Below are 21,521 nucleotides of genomic sequence, written 5' to 3' on the forward strand. Positions count from 1 at the left end.
GATCCAAGCAACTTGACTGAAGCAGAAAAAGCTAAGGTAGCAGACGAAGTTAAGAAATCAAACCCAACAGTAACAGATGTTAAAGTTGGCAAAGATGGCACAACAACTGTTACTTACCCAGATGGCACAACAGTAGTAATCCCAGCAGATAAGGCAGTTAAGAAATCTAATCCAACAGCAACAGATGTTAACGTAGGTAAAGATGGTACAACAGCAGTAATCCCAGCTAATAAAGCAGATGATAAGTCTAAGGATGCAGATGGTGTTAAAGATCCATCAGTAACACAAGTTACAGATCCAAGCAACTTGACAGACGCTGAAAAAGCTAAAGTAGCAGAAGCAGTTAAGAAATCAAACCCAACAGCAACAGATGTTAAAGTAGGTAAAGATGGTACAACAACAGTAACCTTCCCAGATGGTACAACAGCAGTAATCCCAGCTGATAAAGCAGTTACATCTGCTGAACAAGGTTCACATGCAGTAGCACCAGCTGATAAAGCAGTTACATCTGCTGAACAAGGTTCACATGCAACAACACCAGCTAAGAAAGCAGGAGCGAAAGAGTTGCCAAATACTGGTACAGCAGATTCTACTGTAGCTATGGTAGCAGCAGCCGCAAGTGCATTACTTGGTCTTGGTCTTGCAGGCCGTCGTCGTAAAGAAGACGAAGAAGCTTAATTGGTAGATTATTTGATAATTATCAGATGATAAGTCCGATTTTCAAAGCTTAAATAAGTACCTCTCATAAGAAAATCCCCTAGCAGGAAAGTCTGCTAGGGGATTTTTGCATTTCAGGAAGTTGAAGGCTGACTGTAAGCGCGTCATAATATAGTGGAGTGAAATAAGATGTGAAGAAATAGATTAGGAAATTCAAATTAATTTCTAGGAATATTTTAGTATGCACAATGTAGTATTCTAGATTCAATATGATATATTTTAGGAGTCATGGTGTACTATTATAGTTTCAATATACTATAATTTCTAAAAATATTTTCAAAGCCAAAGTGTACTACTACTGTTTCAATTTTTAATATGTTTCGTTATTATATGATTTTAAGGCCGTCATATTGACATACAATTTAATTTTTACTATAATTCTTGCAGGAGGATACGTCTAATGAAAATAATAAAAAAATTGATGCAAATTGCATTGGCAGTCTTTTTCTTCGGTTTGCTAGCGACAAGTGCAGTATCGGCGGATGATGCTGATTCAGAAGGTTGGCAATTTGTCCAAGAAAATGGTAGAACCTACTACAAGAAGGGGGAACTCAAAGAAACCTACTGGCGAGTGATTGATGGGAAGTATTATTATTTTGATCCTTTATCTGGAGAGATGGTGGTCGGCTGGCAATATATTCCGTTTCCATCTAAAGGTAGTACAATTGGTCCTTACCCTAATGGTATAAGATTAGAAGGTTCCCCAATGCCAGAATGGTACTACTTTGACAAAAATGGAGTGCTACAAGAGTTTGTTGGTTGGGAAGCATTAGAGGTTAAAACTAAAGACAGCGTTGGAAGAAAGTATGGTGAAAAACGTACAAATCCGGAAGATAAAGAAGAGAAGAGTTTTTACACGAACTATTACTTTAATCAAAATCATTCTTTAGAGACAGGTTGGCTTTATGACCAGTCTAATTGGTATTATCTAGCTAAAACAGAAATTAATGGAGAAAACTATATTGGTGGTGAAAGACGTGCAGGTTGGATAAACGATGGTTCAGCTTGGTACTATCTAGATCCAGAAACTGGTATCATGCAAACTGGTTGGGAACAACTTGGCAATAAGTGGTACTACCTCCGTTCATCAGGAGCTATGACAACTGGCTGGTATCAGGAAGGCTCAACTTGGTACTATTTAGATGCTGAAAATGGCGATATGAAAACAGGCTGGCAATATCTTGGTAACAAGTGGTACTATCTCCGTTCATCAGGAGCCATGGCAACTGGTTGGGTGAAAGATGGTTCAACTTGGTACTACCTAAATGCAAGTAATGGAGATATGAAGACAGGTTGGACAAAAGTAAATGGAAACTGGTATTATCTCAATTCAAATGGAGCAATGGTTACAGGTAGTCAAACTATCGATGGTAAAGTTTATAACTTTGCTTCATCTGGTGAGTGGATTTAATATTGGAGGACATATAAATGAAACTTTTAAAAAAAACTATGCAAGTTGGACTAACAGCATTTTTCTTTGGTTTGCTAGCTACTAATACTGTATTTGCGGATACCACAGGTGGCCAATTTGTTGATAAGGATAATAGAAAATATTATGTAAAAGATGATCATAAAGCAATCTATTGGCATAAAATAGACGGTAAAACTTACTATTTTGGTGATAAAGGAGAAATGGTAGTTGGATGGCAATACTTAGAAATTCCTGGAACAGGTTATCGTGATAATTTATTAGATAACCAACCAATTAATGAAATTGGACTCCAACAAAAATGGTATTATTTTAGCTCAGATGGAGCTTTGCTAGAACAAACAGATAAACAAGTACTAGAGGCAAAAACGTCTGAAAATACAGGAAAAGTATACGGTGAACAATATCCTTTATCTGCTGAAAAGAGAACTTATTATTTTGATAATCATTATGCTGTAAAGACAGGTTGGACTTATGAAGACGGCAATTGGTATTATTTAAATAAGCTAGGAAATTTTGGCGATGATTCTTACAATCCACTACCAATTGGTGAAGTTGCTAAGGGTTGGACTCAAGATTTCCATGTTACTTTTGGCATTGATAGAAGCAAACCTGCTCCGTGGTATTACCTAGACCCAGAAACTGGCATTATGCAAACTGGTTGGCAATATCTTGGTAACAAGTGGTACTACCTCCGTTCATCAGGAGCTATGGCAATTGGTTGGTATAAAGATGGTTCAACTTGGTACTACCTAAATGCAAGTAATGGAGATATGAAGACTGGTTGGTTCCAGGTCAATGGCAAATGGTACTATGCTTATAGCTCAGGTGCTTTGGCAGTGAATACGACCGTAGATGGCTATTCTGTCAATTATAATGGCGAATGGATTCAATAATGAAAGAAGCGATTGTAAAGGAAACAATCGCTTTTTTTGTGAAAATATAATAAAATAGATAGGAAAGAATAAATACTTGTATGAAAAATGGGACGGCTTATTCGTCTAGTAAAAGGAAAATATGACAAAAAAACTTGGTGTCGGTCAGGCGCATAGTAAGATTATTTTAATAGGGGAGCATGCGGTCGTTTATGGTTATCCTGCTATTTCCTTACCTCTTTTGGAGGTGGAGGTGACTTGTAAGGTGGTTCCTGCTGAAAGTCCTTGGCGCCTCTATGAGGAGGATACCTTGTCCATGGCAGTTTATGCTTCGCTAGAGTATTTGGATATCACAGAAGCCTGCATTCGCTGTGAGATTGACTCGGCTATCCCTGAAAAACGGGGAATGGGTTCGTCAGCGGCTATCAGCATAGCGGCCATTCGTGCGGTATTTGACTATTATGGTGCTGATCTGCCTCATGATGTACTAGAAATCTTGGTCAATCGGGCTGAGATGATTGCCCATATGAATCCAAGTGGTTTGGATGCTAAGACCTGTCTCAGTGACCAGCCTATTCGCTTTATCAAGAACGTAGGATTTACAGAGCTTGAGATGGATTTATCTGCCTATTTGGTAATTGCCGATACGGGCGTTTATGGTCATACTCGTGAAGCTATTCAAGTGGTTCAAAACAAGGGCAAGGATGCCCTACCGTTTTTGCATGCCTTGGGAGAATTGACCCAGCAGGCAGAGGATGCGATTTCACAAAAAGATACTGAAGGATTGGGACAAATCCTTAGTCAAGCGCATTTACATTTAAAAGAAATTGGTGTCAGTAGTCCTGAGTCAGATTCTTTGGTTGAAACGGCTCTTAGCCATGGTGCTCTAGGTGCCAAGATGAGCGGTGGTGGGCTAGGTGGCTGTATCATAGCCTTGGCAGCCGATTTAACACAAGCTCAAGAACTAGCAGAAAGATTAGAAGAGAAAGGAGCTGTTCAGACATGGATAGAGAGCCTGTAACAGTACGTTCCTACGCAAATATTGCTATTATCAAATATTGGGGAAAGAAAAAAGAAAAAGAGATGGTGCCTGCTACTAGTAGTATCTCTCTGACTTTGGAAAATATGTACACGGAGACGACCTTGTCGCCTTTACCGACGGATGCGACGGCTGATGCATTTTATATCAATGGCCAGTTACAAAATAAGGCGGAGCATGCCAAGATGAGTAAGATTATTGATCGTTACCGTCCAGAGGGTGAAGGCTTTGTTCGTATCGAGACTCAAAACAATATGCCTACCGCGGCGGGTCTGTCCTCAAGTTCTAGTGGTTTGTCCGCCCTGGTCAAAGCTTGTAATGCTTATTTCAAGCTTGGATTGGATAGAAGTCAGTTGGCACAGGAGGCTAAGTTTGCCTCAGGATCATCCTCTCGGAGTTTTTATGGACCACTCGGTGCCTGGGATAAGGATAGTGGGGAAATTTATCCTGTAGAGACAGACTTGAAACTAGCTATGATTATGTTGGTGCTAGAGGACAAGAAAAAACCAATCTCTAGTCGTGATGGGATGAAACTTTGTGTGGAAACATCGACGACCTTTGATGACTGGGTCCGTCAGTCTGAGAAAGACTATCAGGATATGCTGGTTTATCTCAAGGAAAATGACTTTGCCAAGGTTGGGGAGTTAACGGAGAAAAATGCCCTGGCTATGCATGCTACGACCAAAACAGCATCACCAGCCTTTTCTTATCTGACGGATGCCTCTTATGAGGCCATGGACTTTGTCCGCCAGCTCCGTGAGCAAGGGGAAGCCTGCTACTTTACTATGGATGCTGGTCCCAATGTCAAAGTCCTCTGTCAAGAGAAAGACTTGGAGCATTTATCAGAAATCTTCAGTCAGCGTTATCGCTTGATTGTGTCAAAAACAAAGGATTTGAGCCAAGATGATTGCTGTTAAAACTTGCGGAAAACTCTATTGGGCAGGTGAATATGCTATTTTAGAGCCAGGGCAGTTATCTTTGATAAAGGCCATCCCCATCTATATGAAGGGGGAGATTGATTTTTCTGATAGTTACCGTATCTACTCAGATATGTTTGATTTTGCAGTGGATTTGACACCAAATTCTGACTATAGCTTGATTCAAGAAACGATTGCTTTAGTGGAAGATTTCCTGACTTATCGAGGTCAAACTTTAAGACCTTTTTCTCTAGAAATTCGTGGAAAAATGGAACGAGAAGGGAAAAAGTTTGGTCTGGGTTCTAGCGGTAGCGTCGTTGTTTTGGTCATCAAGGCTCTGCTAGCTCTATATAATCTTTCGGTTGATCAGGAGCTCTTGTTCAAGCTGGCTAGCGCGGTCTTGCTCAAGCGCGGAGACAATGGTTCTATGGGAGACCTTGCCTGTATTGTGGCAGAGGATTTGGTTCTCTACCAGTCATTTGATCGCCAAAAGGTGGCTGCTTGGTTGGAAGAAGAAAATTTGTCGACAGTTTTAGAGCGTGATTGGGGATTTTCAATTTCACAAGTGCAACCAGCCCTAGAATGTGATTTTCTAGTGGGATGGACCAAGGAAGTGGCTGTATCGAGTCACATGGTCCAGCAAATCAAGCAAAATATCAATCAGAATTTTTTAAATTCCTCAAAAGAAACGGTGGCTGCTTTGGTAGAAGCCTTGGAGCATGGGGAATCAGAAAAAATTATCGAGCAAGTAGAAGTAGCCAGCAAGCTCTTAGAAGGCTTGAGCGTAGATATTTACACGCCTTCGCTTAGACAACTAAAAGAAGCCAGTCAAAATTTGCAGGCTGTTGCCAAGAGTAGTGGCGCTGGTGGTGGTGACTGTGGTATTGCCTTGAGTTTTGATGCGCACTCAACTGAAACCTTAAAAAATCGCTGGGCCGATCTGGGGATTGAGCTCTTATACCAAGAAAGGATAGGACATGACGACAAATCGTAAGGACGAGCACATCCGCTATGCCCTTGAGCAGAAAAGTTCCTATAATAGCTTTGATGAGGTCGAGTTAATACATTCTTCGCTACCACTCTATGACCTGGATGAAATCGATCTTTCGACAGAATTTGCTGGTCGAAAATGGGATTTTCCTTTTTATATCAATGCTATGACGGGTGGAAGCGATAAGGGAAGAGAAATCAATCAAAAGCTGGCTCAGGTGGCGGAAGCCTGTGGTATTTTATTTGTAACGGGTTCTTATAGCGCAGCCCTCAAAGATCCAGCAGATGCCTCTTTTTCTGTCAAGTATGATCATCCAAATCTCCTTCTTGGAACCAATATTGGATTAGACAAGCCTGTCGAGTTAGGCCTTCAGACTGTAGAAGAGATGCATCCTGTTCTCTTGCAAGTGCATGTCAATGTCATGCAGGAATTGCTTATGCCTGAGGGAGAAAGAAGGTTCAGAAGCTGGCAATTGCATCTAGCAGATTATAGCAAGCAAATTCCTGTTCCTATTGTCCTAAAGGAAGTGGGCTTTGGAATGGATACCAATACAATCGAGAGAGCCTATGAACTAGGTGTTCGTACCGTCGATCTATCAGGTCGTGGTGGTACCAGCTTTGCCTATATCGAAAACCGTCGCAGTGGCCAGCGTGATTACCTCAATCAATGGGGTCAGTCTACCATGCAAGCCCTTCTCAATGCCCAAGGCTGGAAAGACAAGGTTGAACTCTTGGTTAGTGGAGGTGTTCGCAATCCGCTGGATATGATTAAGTGCTTGGTCTTTGGGGCTAAGGCTGTAGGACTGTCTCGAACAATTCTGGAATTGATTGAAACCTATTCAGTCGAAGAAGTGATTGATATTGTCCAAGGCTGGAAAGATGATTTACGACTCATCATGTGTGCCCTTAATTGTACAACCATAGCAGATCTGCAAAAAGTAGACTATCTTCTTTATGGAAAATTAAAAGAAGCAAAGGATCAGATGAAAAAGGCGTAACCACCGCCTTTTTTTCCATCTTCAGACCGAGGTGACTTTTTTGAATTGTGATAAAATAGAAGGAGAGGATGCACCTATGAGAAAATTTAAAATCTTTTTATTTATCGAAACCTGTCTGTTGACAGGAGCTCTGATTTTGATGGTATCAGAGCATTTTTCGCGTTTTCTGCTGATTTTATTCCTCTTTTTGCTTTTAATTCGCTATTACACTGGTAAAGAGGGCAATAATCTTCTTTTAGTGGTGGCAACCATTCTCTTCTTTTTCATCGTCATGCTCAATCCTTTTGTGATTCTAGCTATTTTTGTTGCAGTCATCTATAGCCTCTTTCTTCTTTATCCGATGATGAACCAGGAAAAAGAGCAGACAAATTTGGTTTTTGAAGAGGTGGTGATGGTTAAGAAGGAGAAAAATCGTTGGTTTGGAAATCTCCATCATTTTTCAAGCTACCAGACTTGCCAGTTTGATGATATCAATCTCTTTCGTCTCATGGGCAAGGATACTATTCATCTGGAGAGGGTCATCCTAACCAATCATGACAATGTCATTATCCTCAGAAAGATGGTAGGAACGACCAAAATCATCGTACCTGTAGATGTGGAAGTCAGTCTCAGCGTTAACTGTCTCTATGGTGATTTGACTTTTTTCAATCAGCCCAAGCGAGCCCTCCGAAATGAACACTATCATCAAGAAACAAGAGACTACCTTAAGAGTAACAAGAGTGTCAAGATTTTCTTGACCACTATGATTGGAGATGTTGAGGTGGTTAGAGGATGAAAAAACAAGCCTATGTAATCATTGCCATTACCTCCTTTCTGTTTGTCTTATTTTTCTCTCACAGCTTATTGGAAATTCTTGATTTTGACTGGTCTATTTTCCTGCACGATGTCGAAAAAATAGAAAAATTTGTCTTTTTGTTGCTGGTATTCAGCATGTCCATGACCTGTCTCTTAGCCTTATTTTGGCGAGGTATTGAAGAGCTTTCTCTAAGAAAAATGCAGGCTAATCTCAAGCGTTTATTGGCAGGGCAAGAAGTGGTTCAGCTTGCAGATCCAGATTTGGATGCCAGTTTCAAGTCCTTGTCAGGTAAACTTAACCTTTTGACAGAAGCTCTTCAAAAGGCTGAAAATCACAGTCTTGCTCAGGAAGAGGAAATTATCGAGAAGGAACGGAAGCGGATTGCTCGGGATTTGCACGATACAGTCAGTCAGGAGTTGTTTGCAGCCCACATGATTTTGTCAGGTATCAGTCAGCAGGCTTTGAAATTGGATAGAGAAAAGATGCAGACCCAGTTGCAGAGTGTCACAGCTATTTTAGAAACAGCCCAGAAGGATTTGCGGGTCTTGCTCTTGCATTTGCGGCCGGTTGAGTTGGAGCAGAAGAGTCTGGTTGAGGGAATCCAAATCCTCTTAAAAGAGCTTGAGGACAAGAGTGATCTTAAGGTTAGTCTCAAGCAAAATGTGACGAAATTGCCTAAGAAAATCGAGGAACATATCTTCCGTATCCTGCAAGAGTTAATCAGCAATACCCTACGACATGCCCAGGCATCTTGTCTGGACGTCTATCTCTATCAGACAGATTTTGAATTGCAACTGAAGGTGGTGGACAATGGGATTGGGTTCCAACTGGGGAGTTTAGACGACTTGAGTTATGGACTACGCAATATCAAGGAGCGGGTTGAAGATATGGCAGGGACGGTTCAGTTATTAACAGCTCCCAAGCAAGGGCTGGCGGTTGATATCCGTATTCCCCTGCTCGATAAGGAATGATAAAGGAGGAAAGATGAAAATTTTACTAGTAGATGACCATGAAATGGTCCGATTGGGCTTGAAAAGCTACTTTAATCTCCAAGACGATGTAGAAGTTGTGGGTGAGGCGTCCAACGGGTCTCAAGGTATTGACTTGGCCTTGGAACTGCGTCCGGATGTCATTGTCATGGATATTGTCATGCCTGAAATGAATGGGATTGATGCGACCTTGGCTATCCTCAAAGAATGGCCTGAAGCCAAGATTTTGATTGTGAGCTCTTATTTGGACAATGAAAAAATCATGCCAGTATTGAATGCTGGGGCTAAAGGTTATATGCTTAAGACTTCTAGTGCTGACGAATTACTTCATGCCGTCCGTAAGGTGGCTGTTGGCGAGTTGGCTATTGAGCAAGAGGTCAGCAAGAAGGTCGAATACCACCGCAATCACATAGAACTACATGAGGACTTGACTGCGCGTGAGCGAGATGTTCTTCAACTCATCGCCAAGGGCTACGAAAATCAGCGTATCGCAGACGAACTTTTTATCTCTCTCAAGACGGTCAAGACCCACGTGTCCAATATCCTAGCCAAGCTTGAGGTCAGTGATCGCACCCAGGCTGCAGTCTATGCCTTTCAGCATCATTTGGTAGGGCATGAGGAGTTTTAGATGAGTCTAACAGATTTACTTGTTGAGCTAGAAGCAGCAAAAAATTCAAAAAAGGCAGGGCCCATGGAATCCTATATGCGCCATCAATTTTTCTTCCTAGGTATTGCGGCTCCTGAAAGAAATGCACTCTATAAAAAATACTTTCCAAAAGCGAAAAAAACAAAGATTATCGACTGGAATTTTGTAGATACTTGCTGGGAAAAAGAGTTTAGAGAATACCAGTATGTGGCGGCCAATTATTTGAAAGCTATGCAGTCTTATCTAAAGGACAGCGATTTGCCTAAGCTAGAGCAGTTGGTTGTTACCAAATCTTGGTGGGATACGGTGGATATCCTAGATCGAGTAGTAGGGAGTTTGGTGTATGACCACCCTGAACTAGAAGAAATAATCTTAAAATGGAGCCTATCAGATAATATCTGGCTGAGACGGGTCGCTATTGACCACCAGTTGTTAAGAAAAGAGAAGACCAATGTTCAATTAATGGAAAAGATTCTGCTTCATAATTTGAACCAAACAGAATTCTTTCTCAATAAAGCCATTGGCTGGGCTCTAAGAGACTACTCCAAAACCAATCCAACTTGGGTAGCAGGCTTCATTGAGAAAAACAAGGAAAGAATGGCTGACCTTAGTATCAAAGAAGCGAGCAAGTACCTCTAGAGTGATTGAAAAGCGCGTTCATTACTTGAAAACAGTCGCCCATTTATGTTATAATAGACTGTATTTAAAAAATTTTAAGGAGAAATGACAGAATGTCTGTATCATTTGAAAACAAAGAAACAAACCGTGGTGTCTTGACTTTCACTATCTCTCAAGACCAAATCAAACCAGAATTGGATCGTGTCTTCAACTCAGTGAAGAAATCTCTTAATGTTCCAGGTTTCCGTAAAGGTCACCTTCCACGTCCTATCTTCGACAAAAAATTTGGTGAAGAGTCACTTTACCAAGACGTTATGAACGCTCTTTTGCCAAATGCTTATGAAGCAGCTGTAAAAGAAGCTGGTCTTGAAGTGGTTGCTCAACCAAAAATTGACGTAACTTCAATGGAAAAAGGTCAAGACTGGGTTATCACTGCTGAAGTTGTTACAAAACCTGAAGTAAAATTGGGTGACTACAAAAACCTTGAAGTATCAGTTGATGTAGAAAAAGAAGTAACTGACGCTGACGTTGAAGAGCGTATCGAACGCGAACGCAATAACTTGGCTGAATTGGTTATCAAAGAAGCTGCGGCTGAAAACGGTGACACTGTTGTCATCGACTTCGTTGGTTCTATCGACGGTGTTGAATTTGATGGCGGAAAAGGTGAAAACTTCTCACTTGGACTTGGTTCAGGTCAATTCATCCCTGGTTTCGAAGACCAATTGGTAGGTCACTCAGCTGGCGAAACTGTTGATGTTATCGTAACATTCCCAGAAGACTACCAAGCAGAAGATCTTGCAGGTAAAGAAGCTAAATTCGTAACAACTATCCACGAAGTAAAAGCTAAAGAAGTTCCAGCTCTTGACGATGAGCTTGCAAAAGACATCGACGAAGAAGTTGAAACACTTGCTGAATTGAAAGAAAAATACCGCAACGAATTGGCTGCTGCTAAAGAAGAAGCTTACAAAGATGCAGTTGAAGGTGCAGCAATTGATAAAGCTGTAGAAAACGCTGAAATCGTAGAACTTCCAGAAGAAATGATTCACGAAGAAGTTCACCGCTCAGTAAACGAATTCCTTGGAAACTTGCAACGTCAAGGTATCAACCCTGACATGTACTTCCAAATCACTGGAACTACTCAAGAAGACCTTCACAATCAATACCAAGCAGAAGCTGAGTCACGTACTAAGACTAACCTTGTTATCGAAGCAGTTGCCAAAGCTGAAGGATTTGACGCTTCAGAAGAAGAAATCCAAAAAGAAATCGAGCAATTGGCTGCAGATTACAACATGGAAGTTGCACAAGTACAAAGCTTGCTTTCAGCTGATATGTTGAAACACGATATCACAATCAAAAAAGCTGTTGAATTGATTACAAGCACAGCAACAGTTAAATAATCTTATACTCTTCGAAAATCTCTTCAAACTACGTCAGCGTCGCCTTACCGTATATATGTTACTGACTTCGTCAGTTCTATCTACAACCTCAAAGCAGTGCTTTGAGCAACCTGTGGCTATCTTCCTAGTTTGCTCTTTGATTTTCATTGAGTATTAATAAACAAAAAGCCCACCTGATTAGGTGGGTTTTCTTATACACTATTTTCCAAAAATCTCTTTGAGGTCTGCGTCTGTAATCCCAATCATGGCGGGGATGCTGTCCCAGTTTTCTTCGGTCAGGATGTAGGATTCTTCAGAGGCGCTTGATGTGGCTGTTTCAGAGACAGCTGGTTGCTTTTCTTCAACATTATCTAGTAGGTCACTGAAACGTTCAATCAGATAGGTTTTTCGGGCAGTTCCGATGTGTTGGGTTGCATAATCAAAGGCCTGTAATTCGCCTAGTAAGATAAGCTTGCTTTTGGCGCGTGTAATGGCTGTGTAGATGAGATTGCGCTCCAGCATACGCCTACTAGCACTAGTGATAGGCAGGATGACAACAGGGAACTCACTTCCTTGTGATTTATGGATACTCATGGCATAGGCCAAGCGAATCTTGTACCATTCGTTACGTGGGTAAGAGACCTCATTGCCATCAAAATCAATGACAATCTCGTCTTGCTTCGACTCGGTGTATTTACCAGGAATCAGGTCTGTTATGGTTCCCAAATCCCCATTAAAAACATTGATTTCAGCATCGTTGACCAAATGAATGACCTTGTCTCCTTTACGATAGTGGCACTGGGGAGCTTCAAAACTGAGTTGATCTTTTTGTGGTGGGTTGAGCAGGTCTTGCATGAGCTGGTTGATGGCATCAATCCCTGCTGTTCCTCGGTACATGGGAGCCAGAACTTGGATATCACGGGCAGGGATACCACTTCTGAGGGCAGCCCCTAAGATTTTTTCAATGGTAGCAGGAATATGTCCGCTAGCAATTTCAAAGTAGGAACGGTCAGCTTTTTTCTGGGTAAAATCAGCTGGCAAGATGCCCTGTCGAATTTGACTAGCTAGGGTGACGATGGTTGATTCTTCGCTTTGCCGGTAAATTTTTTCCAAGCGAGTCTGAGGAATTAAGGGAATATGGAGTAGATCCGCTAGAACCTGTCCGGGACTGACAGACGGGAGCTGGTCGCTGTCACCCACGATAAGGATCTTGCTGTTAGAAGAGATGTTGGAGAAGAGTTGATTGGCCAGCCAAGTATCTACCATGGAAAATTCATCTACGATGATAAAGTCAGCATCCAGATAATCTTCCAGATGACTGGTATCATCGTCACCTGTCATTCCTAAATGACGGTGTATGGTCGCGCTAGGCAAGCCTGTTAATTCATTCATGCGTCGAGCAGCTCGTCCAGTTGGAGCAGCAAGAAGAATCGGCAAGTTGCTTTTCTTCCTGAGGTCAAGTCCCTCTAACAGGGCGTAAACAGCGATGATCCCATTGATAACAGTTGTCTTACCAGTACCAGGTCCACCTGTCAGGATAAAGACCTTGTTCTGGATAGCATCACAGATAGCCTGTTTTTGAATATTATCATACTCAATTCCCAGCTCTTCCTCGACAGTAGCGATATGTTTTTGAATGGTTTCTAAATCATGACTCTTCTGTTTTCCTTTTTCAAGGATACGAACCAAGTGACTGCGGATGCCTTCCTCGGCGAAAAAGAGGCTGTTGTCAAAAATTTTGGTATCAATCTGCTGAACCTTGTCTTCTTCAATCAGGTAGGAGAGTTCTTGGGCCACTTGGCTGGGGTCCAGTTCCACGGGGCGAGAAGATTCAAGGAGAGTAAGGGTTTGTTCCAGCAAATCCCGTGCTTCAACATAGGTGTCCCCTGTTTCCATACAGGTCTGAAAAAGACTATGTACTAGACCGGCGCGGAAGCGTTCTGGAGCCTGACTTTCGATACCTAGTTCCTCTGCTAGTTGGTCAGCAATGGTAAAGCCTAAACCCTTGATATCCTCAACCAACTGGTAGGGATAGTTTTCAACCACATCAAGGGTTTCTTCCTTGTAAAAGTCTTGAATCTGGAAGGCTAGTTTGTTGGGAATGCCGTAGTTGGCAAGTTTGGCCAAAACCATCTCTGTTCCGTAGTTGAGACGAAGGGTGGAAACGAAAGCCTCACGATTTTTGGCAGAGAGTCCTGAGATGCCTTCTAGCTTTTCTGGGTGTTGCAAAATTTCGTCAATGGTATTGTCGCCATATGTATCCACAATTTTCTGAGCTGTCTTGAGACCAATCCCCTTGAAATGGCTACTTGAAAAGTACTTGACCAAGCCCTTGCTAGTTGGTTTTGCGCGTTCATATCGGCTGATTTGCAGTTGCTCCCCATACTTGGAGTGCTGGACAATTTGCCCCCAAAAAGTATAGTCTTCTCCCTCGATCACGTCAGCCATGGTGCCCGTGACAATGATTTCAAAATCATTAAAATCCTCTGCGTCCGTATCTTCGATTTCTAGGAGGAGGATGCGATAAAAATTGCTGGGATTTTCAAAAATAATCCGTTCAATGGTTCCTGAAAAATAAACTTCCATAAGATTCCTTTGCATAAATAGGTGAGAGTTAATACTCTTCGAAAATCTCTTCAAACCACGTCAGCTTCCATTTGCAACCTCAAAACAGTATTTTGAGCAGCCTGCGGCTAGCTTCCTAGTTTGCTCTTTGATTTTCATTGAGTATAACTTTGTTTCTATCTTAATCAAACTGGATAGTGAATAATCATATTCTCACGATAGAAGAAGAGGCTGAGATTCTTGATTCTCGGCCTCTTAGGTCTCTTAAAATGTTCCGATACGGGTGATTGGCCAGAAGCGGAATTTAGCTTCCCCTGTGATATCTTTTGCTTTAAAAGTACCTACATGGCGGCTGTCGCTAGAAACCAAGCGGTCATCTCCGAGGAGAAGGTATTCTCCTTCTGGGACAGTAAAGCTAAAGTTAGTATTGTAGTTGACATCGACTGTGAAGGCTTGGGCTTTTTGAGCGATACTTCTAAAGAAAGTGCCTTTATTTCCTTCAAATCCCTTGCCTGAGTAAGTGCTTTGGAGTTTGTCATCCTTGAAACGTTTGATGTAGTCTGCTAGGTAAGGTTCGTCCGTCTCTTTATCATTGATGTAAAGTTTATCATTTTCGTAACGGATGGTATCGCCAGGCATTCCAATCACGCGCTTGACGATGTCCTTATTGCCATCTTCCTCATGGGCCACCACGATATCAAAACGGTCAATAGGGAGGTGTTTGACAACAAAGAGAATTTCACCGTCCGCTAGGGTCGGATCCATGGAATGTCCTTCTACGCGGACATTGCTCCAAAAAAAGATACGGCTTAAGGCTAGTAATGACAGAATTAGGAGGAATAATCCCCACTCTTTTAGGAAATGTTTAAATGAATTCATAATTTACCTTTCTAAGCGTTTTTTCGCTTTTTCAGTATTTTTAAAGTGTAGCTTGGCGCAGAAATTGAGTCCCTTCATGCCATAGGCTTGCAAAATCTGGCTAGCTACCTTATCAGAAGCAGTTCCAGCTCCACTTGGAAGTTGATAGCCCAGTTCTCGTCCCAGATTTTCAAGATTTTCCAGAAAGAGGTCACGCGCAATGATAGAAGAAACTGCGACAGCCAAGTATTTGCCCTCAGCCTTTTCTTCTAAGCTGATAGGATTGCTGAAACGATTGGCCTCTTGTGCCAAGTACTTGTCATAATTTTTAGCACTGGTAAAGGCATCAATCACAATTTTCTCAGGCTGAAGTCCTTTTTGAAGGAGGAGATAGATAGCCTGGTTATGGAGGGCTACCTTAACAGAAACAGCATTGTAGCGTTCTCCGATGACCTCGTTGTACTTGCTTGGTGAGAGAAGCAGGGCCTGGTGCTGGATTTTTTCCTTGAGAATAGGGGCAATCTGACGAATCTTTTGGTCGGTCAGAGTTTTAGAATCTCCCACACCGAGTTTTCGCAAGAAGTCATGCTGGTCAGGTGTGACAAAGGAAGCCACAACTGCAAGCCCACCAAAGTAGGAACCATTTCCCACCTCATCTGTCCCAATTAAAGGAAGATTTTGTCCCCTGGTTTCCTCTACAGCTTGATAGCCAAAGAAACTGGCGTATTTCTCAGCCCCTTCACCCTGAAGCAAGACCTTTCCAGAAGTATAGATAGAAACTGTTGCTTGAGGTAGTCGCAAAAAGTAGCGGATATAGGGATTCTTGCTGGGAGCCAGACTGGTTTGATAGTGTTCAAGAAAAGCCTGAATCTCCTTTTCACTTGGTGTGAGTGTTATACTTGCCATAGTTTCTATTGTACCATAAAAGCAGGCAAATTTGTAAAAACTGACAAAGTTAGCGAATTTTGGTATAATATCGTGAGGTGAATTTTATGGCAAATCTAAATCGATTCAAATTTACATTCGGAAAAAAATCATTAACCTTGACAAGCGAGCATGATAATCTCTTTATGGAGGAAATCGCCAAGGTTGCGACAGAAAAATACCAAGCAATTAAAGAACAAATGCCTAGCGCAGATGATGAAACAATCGCTCTTTTGTTGGCAGTCAACTGTTTATCAACTCAGCTCAGCCGTGAGATTGAATTTGACGATAAGGAACAAGAGCTAGAAGAACTCCGTCACAAGCTTGTGACTTGCAAGCAAGAACAGAGCAAGATTGAGGATTCCTTATGATTTCACTCCTTCTTCTATTGGTCTTGGCTTGGGGATTTTATATCGGCTATCGGAGAGGCCTGCTCTTACAGATTTATTACCTGATTTCAGCTATGGCATCGGCTTTTATGGCTGGCCAGTTTTATAAGGGACTTGGAGAGCAGTTCCATTTATTACTTCCTTATGCAAATCCGCAGGAAGGTCAGGGAACTTTCTTTTTCCCATCGGATCAACTCTTTCAGCTGGATAAGGTCTTTTACGCAGGGATCGGTTACTTGCTTGTATTTGGGATTGTCTATAGTATCGGTCGTTTGCTTGGTCTCCTATTACACTTACTTCCTAGTAAAAAACTGGGTGGTAAGTTGTTCCAAGTTTCAGCAGGTGTCTTGTCCATGTTGGTGACCTTATTTGTCTTGCAAATGGCCTTGACCATCTTGGCGACTATCCCCATGGCAGTTATACAAAATCCTCTTGAAAAGAGTATCGTCGCAAAACATATCATCCAGAGCATACCAGTAACAACTAGTTGGCTTAAACAAATCTGGGTGACAAATTTAATCGGATAAAAAGGGCAGGAGTTTTCCTAGCCCTTTGTTTACAGATTTGACTCGAATCTATCAGAATGTAAAAATCTAATACTCTTCGAAAATCTCTTCAAACCACGTCAGCTTCCATCTGCAACCTCAAAACACTGTTTTGAGCAACCTGCGGCTAGCTTCCTAGTTTGCTCTTTGATTTTTATTGAGTATCATACACCTAGACATTCAAAGACAAGGAAATAACGATGAACAAGAAAATATTAGAAACATTAGAGTTCAATAAGGTCAAGGCCTTGTTTGAACCTCATTTGTTGACCGAGCAGGGCTTGGAGCAATTGAGACAGCTGACTCCGACTGCTAAAGCGGATAAAATCAAACAGGCTTTTGCTGAGATGAAGGAAATGCAGGCTCTCTTTGTCGAGCAACCGCATTTTACTATTCTCGCAACCAAGGAAATCGCAGGAGTCTGCAAGCGTTTGGAGATGGGGGCGGACCTCAATATCGAGGAGTTCCTCCTCTTGAAGCGCGTACTTCTTGCCAGCCGAGAGCTGCAAAGTTTTTATGCCAATCTGGAAAATGTCAGCTTGGAAGAATTAGCCCTTTGGTTTGAGAAATTACATGATTTTCCGCAATTACAAGGAAATCTCCAAGCCTTTAATGATGCAGGTTTCATTGAAAATTTTGCCAGTGAAGAATTGGCGCGCATCCGTCGAAAAATCCATGATAGCGAGAGTCAGGTACGCGATGTTTTACAGGACCTGCTCAAGCAAAAAGCGCAGATGTTGACAGAAGGGATTATTGCCAGCAGAAATGGCCGTCAGGTTCTACCTGTCAAAAACACTTACCGTAATAAGATTGCAGGTGTCGTCCATGATATTTCTGCCAGCGGAAACACCGTCTATATCGAACCCCGTGAGGTGGTCAAACTGAGCGAAGAAATCGCTAGTCTGCGAGCAGATGAGCGTTATGAAATGCTTCGCATTCTCCAAGAAATTTCTGAGCGTATCCGCCCTCATGCGGCTGAGATTGCCAATGATGCTTGGATTATCGGCCATCTGGACTTGATTCGTGCCAAGGTCCGCTTTATCCAAGAAAGGCAAGCAGTCGTACCTCAGCTGTCAGAAAATCAAGAAATTCAACTGCTACATGTCTGCCATCCTTTGGTCAAAAATGCCGTCGCAAATGATGTCCATTTTGGCCAAGATTTAACAGCCATTGTCATCACAGGTCCCAATACTGGTGGTAAGACCATCATGCTCAAAACTCTGGGATTGACGCAGATCATGGCTCAGTCTGGTTTGCCGATTTTAGCAGACAAGGGAAGTCGTGTTGGTATTTTTGAAGAAATTTTTGCTGATATTGGCGATGAACAGTCTATTGAACAGAGCTTGTCTACCTTCTCTAGCCACATGACCAATATTGTGGATATTCTTGGCAAGGTCAATCAACATTCACTCTTACTCTTGGATGAGTTGGGGGCTGGTACAGATCCCCAAGAGGGAGCCGCTCTTGCCATGGCTATTCTGGAGGACCTTCGCCTGCGTCAAGTCAAGACTATGGCGACCACCCACTATCCAGAACTCAAGGCCTACGGTATTGAGACAGCCTTTGTGCAAAATGCCAGCATGGAGTTTGATACTGCAACTCTTCGCCCGACCTATCGCTTTATGCAGGGTGTTCCTGGCCGAAGCAATGCCTTCGAAATCGCTAAACGTTTAGGCCTATCTGAAGTTATCGTAGGGGATGCTAGTCAGCAGGTCGATCAGGACAATGATGTCAATCGGATTATTGAGCAGCTGGAAGAGCAGACGCTAGAGAGTCGCAAACGCTTGGATAATATCCGTGAGGTGGAGCAAGAAAATCTCAAGATGAACCGTGCTCTCAAAAAACTCTACAACGAGCTCAATCGTGAAAAGGAAACCGAGCTTAACAAGGCGCGTGAACAGGCTGCTGAGATTGTAGACATGGCCCTCAGTGAAAGTGACCAGATTCTCAAAAATCTCCACAGTAAATCTCAACTTAAACCCCATGAAATCATTGAAGCCAAGGCCAAGCTGAAGAAATTGGCTCCTGAAAAAGTGGACTTGTCTAAAAACAAGGTCCTTCAAAAGGCCAAGAAAAAACGAGCTCCAAAGGTGGGAGATGATATCGTGGTTCTCAGTTATGGCCAGCGTGGTACCCTGACCAGTCAACTCAAGGATGGTCGCTGGGAAGCCCAAGTTGGTTTGATCAAGATGACCTTGGAAGAAAAAGAATTTGACCTTGTTCAAGCTCAGCAAGAAAAGCAAGTCAAGAAGAAACAGGTCAATGTTGTGAAACGAACTTCTGGTCGTGGCCCACAAGCCAGACTGGACCTTCGAGGCAAACGCTATGAAGAGGCTATGAATGAGCTAGATGCCTTCATTGACCAAGCCCTGCTTAATAATATGGCTCAAGTTGACATCATCCATGGTATCGGAACAGGTGTCATCCGTGAAGGAGTTACCAAATACCTACAAAGAAACAAGCATGTCAAGAGTTTCGGCTATGCCCCACAAAATGCTGGAGGCAGTGGTGCGACTATTGTGACTTTTAAAGGATAAGAAAAGCCTGAGGAAATATGTAGTTCCTCAAGCTTTTTTTGCTTTCTAGATTAGATATCTAAAGGTTGTCCAGTGCGATTGAGTTGTGTGACAGTAACAAAGAAATCCTCTCTCATTCGAGTCAGAAGTTGATTTGGATAGATTTGTTCAAAGTTATCAAGACTAGCAAAGATATGTTTAGCAAGCTCTAGACCTTTGACATCATCTTGTCTGAGAAAATTATTAGCCCGCTCCATGGAAAGACCAATCATCTCTGTCATCTTGGTACTCAGTAGAGGGAAGGTATTAATCACTTCCAGAGTCTTCAACGCTAGATTTTCAGCTTTATCATAGTAGCCATTAACAGAGTAATGCTTGATAGCAGTTCTTAAGCAGGCAATATAGTAGTCAGCAGTACGGATTGAATGGTATTCAGTCTGTTTTTTTAGAGTATCTAATAAGTGGTAGAGTCTGTAGTCTAAAAATTCGATTGAAAAGTGAGGAAGGATAGATGAAAAGATATTCACTTCAATTTTATTCCAATCGTCCAATTCACTAAGATAGTTCTTGATATATTCTAGTTCTTGATAATCTTTTGGAGTCAGAAAAGAATCGCCGATGATGTTTGCGATAGCAAATTTATTGACTACACGATTGGCAATTACATAGTGTTCAGCAATCCCAGGATTTTCTAAGGGCTGATTAATCAAGCTAATAATCTTTTTAAATTCACGCTTATAGGCCAAATCAGCAACTTGAGCCTGTAATTTATGAAATTCAGTTGGGAACATCTGCGTTTTGAGACTATCAAAGGTTTCTTTATCAATTCCAATATTAGAAAGAATCTCTTCAAATTTTTGAATGGTTATTCGAGATTTTCCTTGCTCAAACTGACGTAAAAAGTGAGGAGTCACTGTAGTTCCAGCAGCTTCCTTCTGTGTAAATCCTCTCTCCTCGCGGATGGCCTTATAGACTAATCCATACACACTTTCATCTTGCATCCTAAATCTCCTCAAGTCCTTTTTTTCATTCTATCATAATTCTACCAGTTTTTAAGGAAATTTTTAGAAAAAAGTAATTATAGTTACGTTTTTTCGGGGGGGGGGGGGGGGTAATTGTTCAATAAAGGTAAATATAGATACGCTTTTAGTAAATAAGGTAAATAGCATGCTATACTGTAACCGTAAACAACAAAATATAAAAGGAGATTACTTATAATTATAATTTGTTAAATGCCTCTACGAAATAATAGAGAGTTACTAAACAAGTTGTTATGAAAAGGAGTAGTTATGGCATTAAATATATTTGAAGTTGTTCGGTATGAAGGAGAAGATACTAGGAATATACTAGCTTGGCGACATCCTAATAAAAATATGAAACCTGGAACAACTTTGATTGTTAATCCTGGTCAGCGAGCTGTTTTTTTCTCAAATGGTCGAGCTGTTGAAAGTTATGAGGAAGGTAAACATAAGATTGATGGAAACAATACTCAGTTTCTATCTGGACTAAAATCTTTTGTCAGTGGGGGTGTGTCACCAGATTCTTCGTTCCTTTGGTTTGTCAACATGTACGATTTACAACCAATTGGATGGGGGACACCGTCACCGATATTGGTTAGAGATCCAGAAAGTCAAATTCCTGTTGAGCTAAAATCGTATGGGAACTTTATTCCGAGAATTGTTGATTTAGAAACTTTTATCTTAGAGTTTATGCCAAGCCATCCAGATATGATTACAGCTGATGTCTTTCAAAAACGCTTTAGACAAGCTGCTATAGGCATTATCAATTCAGCTGTTTCTCAGGTGGTTTATAACAATAAGATTGCAGTCATTGATATTGAAAAGCACACGTATGATATAGCTTTGGAATTATCAAAAATTTTATCAAATCATTTTTCTAAATATGGGATTAGTGTTGAAGAATTCAATATTGAATCTCTGAAGGTTAATAAAGATAGTCATGGTTATAAGGAGATTTTTGAATATCATCAAAGAGTTTTGACTTCCAAAGGTAAACGTGCAGGTCGTGACATTGAAGGTTACACTTATCAAGAAGAGCGTCAATTTGATGTTTTAGAAGAAGCAGCACAAAATGAAGGCTCTGCAGGTAACCTAATGGGAGCTGGTATGGGGATATCTATGGGACTTGGATTAGGAGCCCAATTTGGTAATTTGATGGGAAGTATGGGAAATACGCCTTCACCAGATAAACAACCAAATCAGAATCAATCCGTTTCAAATGAAGAAATCGGTTTAGCTAAGTTTTGTAGTCAATGTGGGACTGCATTTTTAGAGGGAGCTAAGTTCTGTTCCAATTGTGGTCAGGCAAGATAGG

The 21,521-nt window shown here is 41.6% G+C and carries 20 protein-coding genes; 16 read left to right on the forward strand and 4 right to left on the reverse strand.

The window, feature by feature from the left end:
* From FJR73_RS07990 to tig, 12 genes are all read left to right on the forward strand, one after another.
* A partial coding sequence (locus tag FJR73_RS07990) for an LPXTG cell wall anchor domain-containing protein (RefSeq protein WP_140834331.1) occupies positions 1–678 on the forward strand: 678 nt, incomplete at its 5' end.
* A 439-nt stretch (positions 679–1,117) separates the two neighbouring features.
* Positions 1,118–2,128 carry a choline-binding protein CbpJ gene (gene cbpJ / locus FJR73_RS07995; RefSeq protein WP_140834332.1) on the forward strand — a complete coding sequence of 337 codons (1,011 nt, stop codon included), beginning with the start codon at positions 1,118–1,120 and terminating at the stop codon, positions 2,126–2,128.
* A 17-nt stretch (positions 2,129–2,145) separates the two neighbouring features.
* Entirely contained in the window at positions 2,146–3,042 is an 897-nt protein-coding gene (locus FJR73_RS08000; protein WP_140834334.1) for a choline-binding protein CbpC, read from the forward strand.
* Between the two features lie 121 nt (positions 3,043–3,163).
* Positions 3,164–4,042 (forward strand): mevalonate kinase, encoded by an 879-nt coding sequence (gene mvk, locus FJR73_RS08005; protein ID WP_140834336.1) that lies wholly within the window; start codon positions 3,164–3,166, stop codon positions 4,040–4,042.
* Positions 4,024–4,977: a diphosphomevalonate decarboxylase gene (gene mvaD / locus FJR73_RS08010; RefSeq protein WP_140834338.1), complete on the forward strand. Its 954-nt coding sequence runs from the start codon at positions 4,024–4,026 to the stop codon at positions 4,975–4,977. Before mvk ends, mvaD begins: the two co-directional genes overlap by 19 nt.
* Positions 4,964–5,971 (forward strand): phosphomevalonate kinase, encoded by a 1,008-nt coding sequence (locus FJR73_RS08015; RefSeq protein WP_140834340.1) that lies wholly within the window; start codon positions 4,964–4,966, stop codon positions 5,969–5,971. Before mvaD ends, FJR73_RS08015 begins: the two co-directional genes overlap by 14 nt.
* The gene (gene fni, locus FJR73_RS08020) at positions 5,955–6,965 is read left to right on the forward strand and encodes a type 2 isopentenyl-diphosphate Delta-isomerase (RefSeq protein WP_140834342.1); all 1,011 of its coding nucleotides are present in this window, start codon (positions 5,955–5,957) and stop codon (positions 6,963–6,965) included. Before FJR73_RS08015 ends, fni begins: the two co-directional genes overlap by 17 nt.
* A 76-nt stretch (positions 6,966–7,041) precedes the next feature.
* A complete protein-coding gene (gene liaF / locus FJR73_RS08025; protein WP_140834344.1) occupies positions 7,042–7,740 on the forward strand; it encodes a cell wall-active antibiotics response protein LiaF in 699 nt (232 codons plus the stop codon).
* Positions 7,737–8,732: a sensor histidine kinase gene (locus tag FJR73_RS08030; protein ID WP_140834346.1), complete on the forward strand. Its 996-nt coding sequence runs from the start codon at positions 7,737–7,739 to the stop codon at positions 8,730–8,732. Before liaF ends, FJR73_RS08030 begins: the two co-directional genes overlap by 4 nt.
* 13 nt (positions 8,733–8,745) lie before the next feature.
* A complete protein-coding gene (locus FJR73_RS08035) occupies positions 8,746–9,378 on the forward strand; it encodes a response regulator transcription factor (protein WP_140834347.1) in 633 nt (210 codons plus the stop codon).
* Positions 9,379–10,035 carry a DNA alkylation repair protein gene (locus FJR73_RS08040; RefSeq protein WP_140834349.1) on the forward strand — a complete coding sequence of 219 codons (657 nt, stop codon included), beginning with the start codon at positions 9,379–9,381 and terminating at the stop codon, positions 10,033–10,035.
* Positions 10,036–10,127: 92 nt separating this feature from the next.
* Complete coding sequence (gene tig, locus FJR73_RS08045) at positions 10,128–11,411, forward strand: trigger factor (protein WP_054435119.1); 1,284 nt, start codon at positions 10,128–10,130, stop codon at positions 11,409–11,411.
* A gap of 198 nt (positions 11,412–11,609) precedes the next feature.
* Here the strand turns inward: tig and FJR73_RS08050 are convergent, their stop codons facing one another.
* The 3 genes from FJR73_RS08050 to rnhC all read right to left on the reverse strand — a co-directional run bounded on the left by FJR73_RS08050 (position 11,610) and on the right by rnhC (position 15,719).
* Positions 11,610–13,976 carry an ATP-dependent RecD-like DNA helicase gene (locus FJR73_RS08050; protein WP_140834351.1) on the reverse strand — a complete coding sequence of 789 codons (2,367 nt, stop codon included), beginning with the start codon at positions 13,974–13,976 and terminating at the stop codon, positions 11,610–11,612.
* 243 nt (positions 13,977–14,219) lie between these two features.
* Positions 14,220–14,834: a signal peptidase I gene (gene lepB, locus FJR73_RS08055; RefSeq protein ID WP_049523793.1), complete on the reverse strand. Its 615-nt coding sequence runs from the start codon at positions 14,832–14,834 to the stop codon at positions 14,220–14,222.
* A 3-nt stretch (positions 14,835–14,837) separates the two neighbouring features.
* The gene (gene rnhC, locus FJR73_RS08060) at positions 14,838–15,719 is read right to left on the reverse strand and encodes a ribonuclease HIII (protein WP_140834353.1); all 882 of its coding nucleotides are present in this window, start codon (positions 15,717–15,719) and stop codon (positions 14,838–14,840) included.
* A gap of 86 nt (positions 15,720–15,805) precedes the next feature.
* Here rnhC and zapA point away from each other — a divergent pair, with 86 nt between their 5' ends.
* From zapA to FJR73_RS08075, 3 genes are all read left to right on the forward strand, one after another.
* Positions 15,806–16,108: a cell division protein ZapA gene (zapA, locus tag FJR73_RS08065; protein WP_000002019.1), complete on the forward strand. Its 303-nt coding sequence runs from the start codon at positions 15,806–15,808 to the stop codon at positions 16,106–16,108.
* The gene (locus tag FJR73_RS08070; protein WP_140834355.1) at positions 16,105–16,653 is read left to right on the forward strand and encodes a CvpA family protein; all 549 of its coding nucleotides are present in this window, start codon (positions 16,105–16,107) and stop codon (positions 16,651–16,653) included. Before zapA ends, FJR73_RS08070 begins: the two co-directional genes overlap by 4 nt.
* Before the next feature lie 218 nt (positions 16,654–16,871).
* Positions 16,872–19,208 carry an endonuclease MutS2 gene (locus FJR73_RS08075; protein ID WP_140834358.1) on the forward strand — a complete coding sequence of 779 codons (2,337 nt, stop codon included), beginning with the start codon at positions 16,872–16,874 and terminating at the stop codon, positions 19,206–19,208.
* A gap of 50 nt (positions 19,209–19,258) precedes the next feature.
* On the opposite strand, the gene FJR73_RS08080 is transcribed toward FJR73_RS08075, so the two are convergent.
* Positions 19,259–20,188, reverse strand: a complete 930-nt coding sequence (locus FJR73_RS08080) for a helix-turn-helix transcriptional regulator (protein WP_140834359.1) — start codon at positions 20,186–20,188, stop codon at positions 19,259–19,261.
* A gap of 288 nt (positions 20,189–20,476) precedes the next feature.
* Between FJR73_RS08080 and FJR73_RS08085 the strand changes: the two genes are divergently transcribed.
* The gene (locus FJR73_RS08085; protein WP_140834361.1) at positions 20,477–21,520 is read left to right on the forward strand and encodes an SPFH domain-containing protein; all 1,044 of its coding nucleotides are present in this window, start codon (positions 20,477–20,479) and stop codon (positions 21,518–21,520) included.
* Position 21,521 lies beyond the last annotated feature (1 nt).

The organism is Streptococcus sp. D2 (assembly GCF_006385825.1).
Lineage (GTDB): Bacteria > Bacillota > Bacilli > Lactobacillales > Streptococcaceae > Streptococcus > Streptococcus shenyangsis.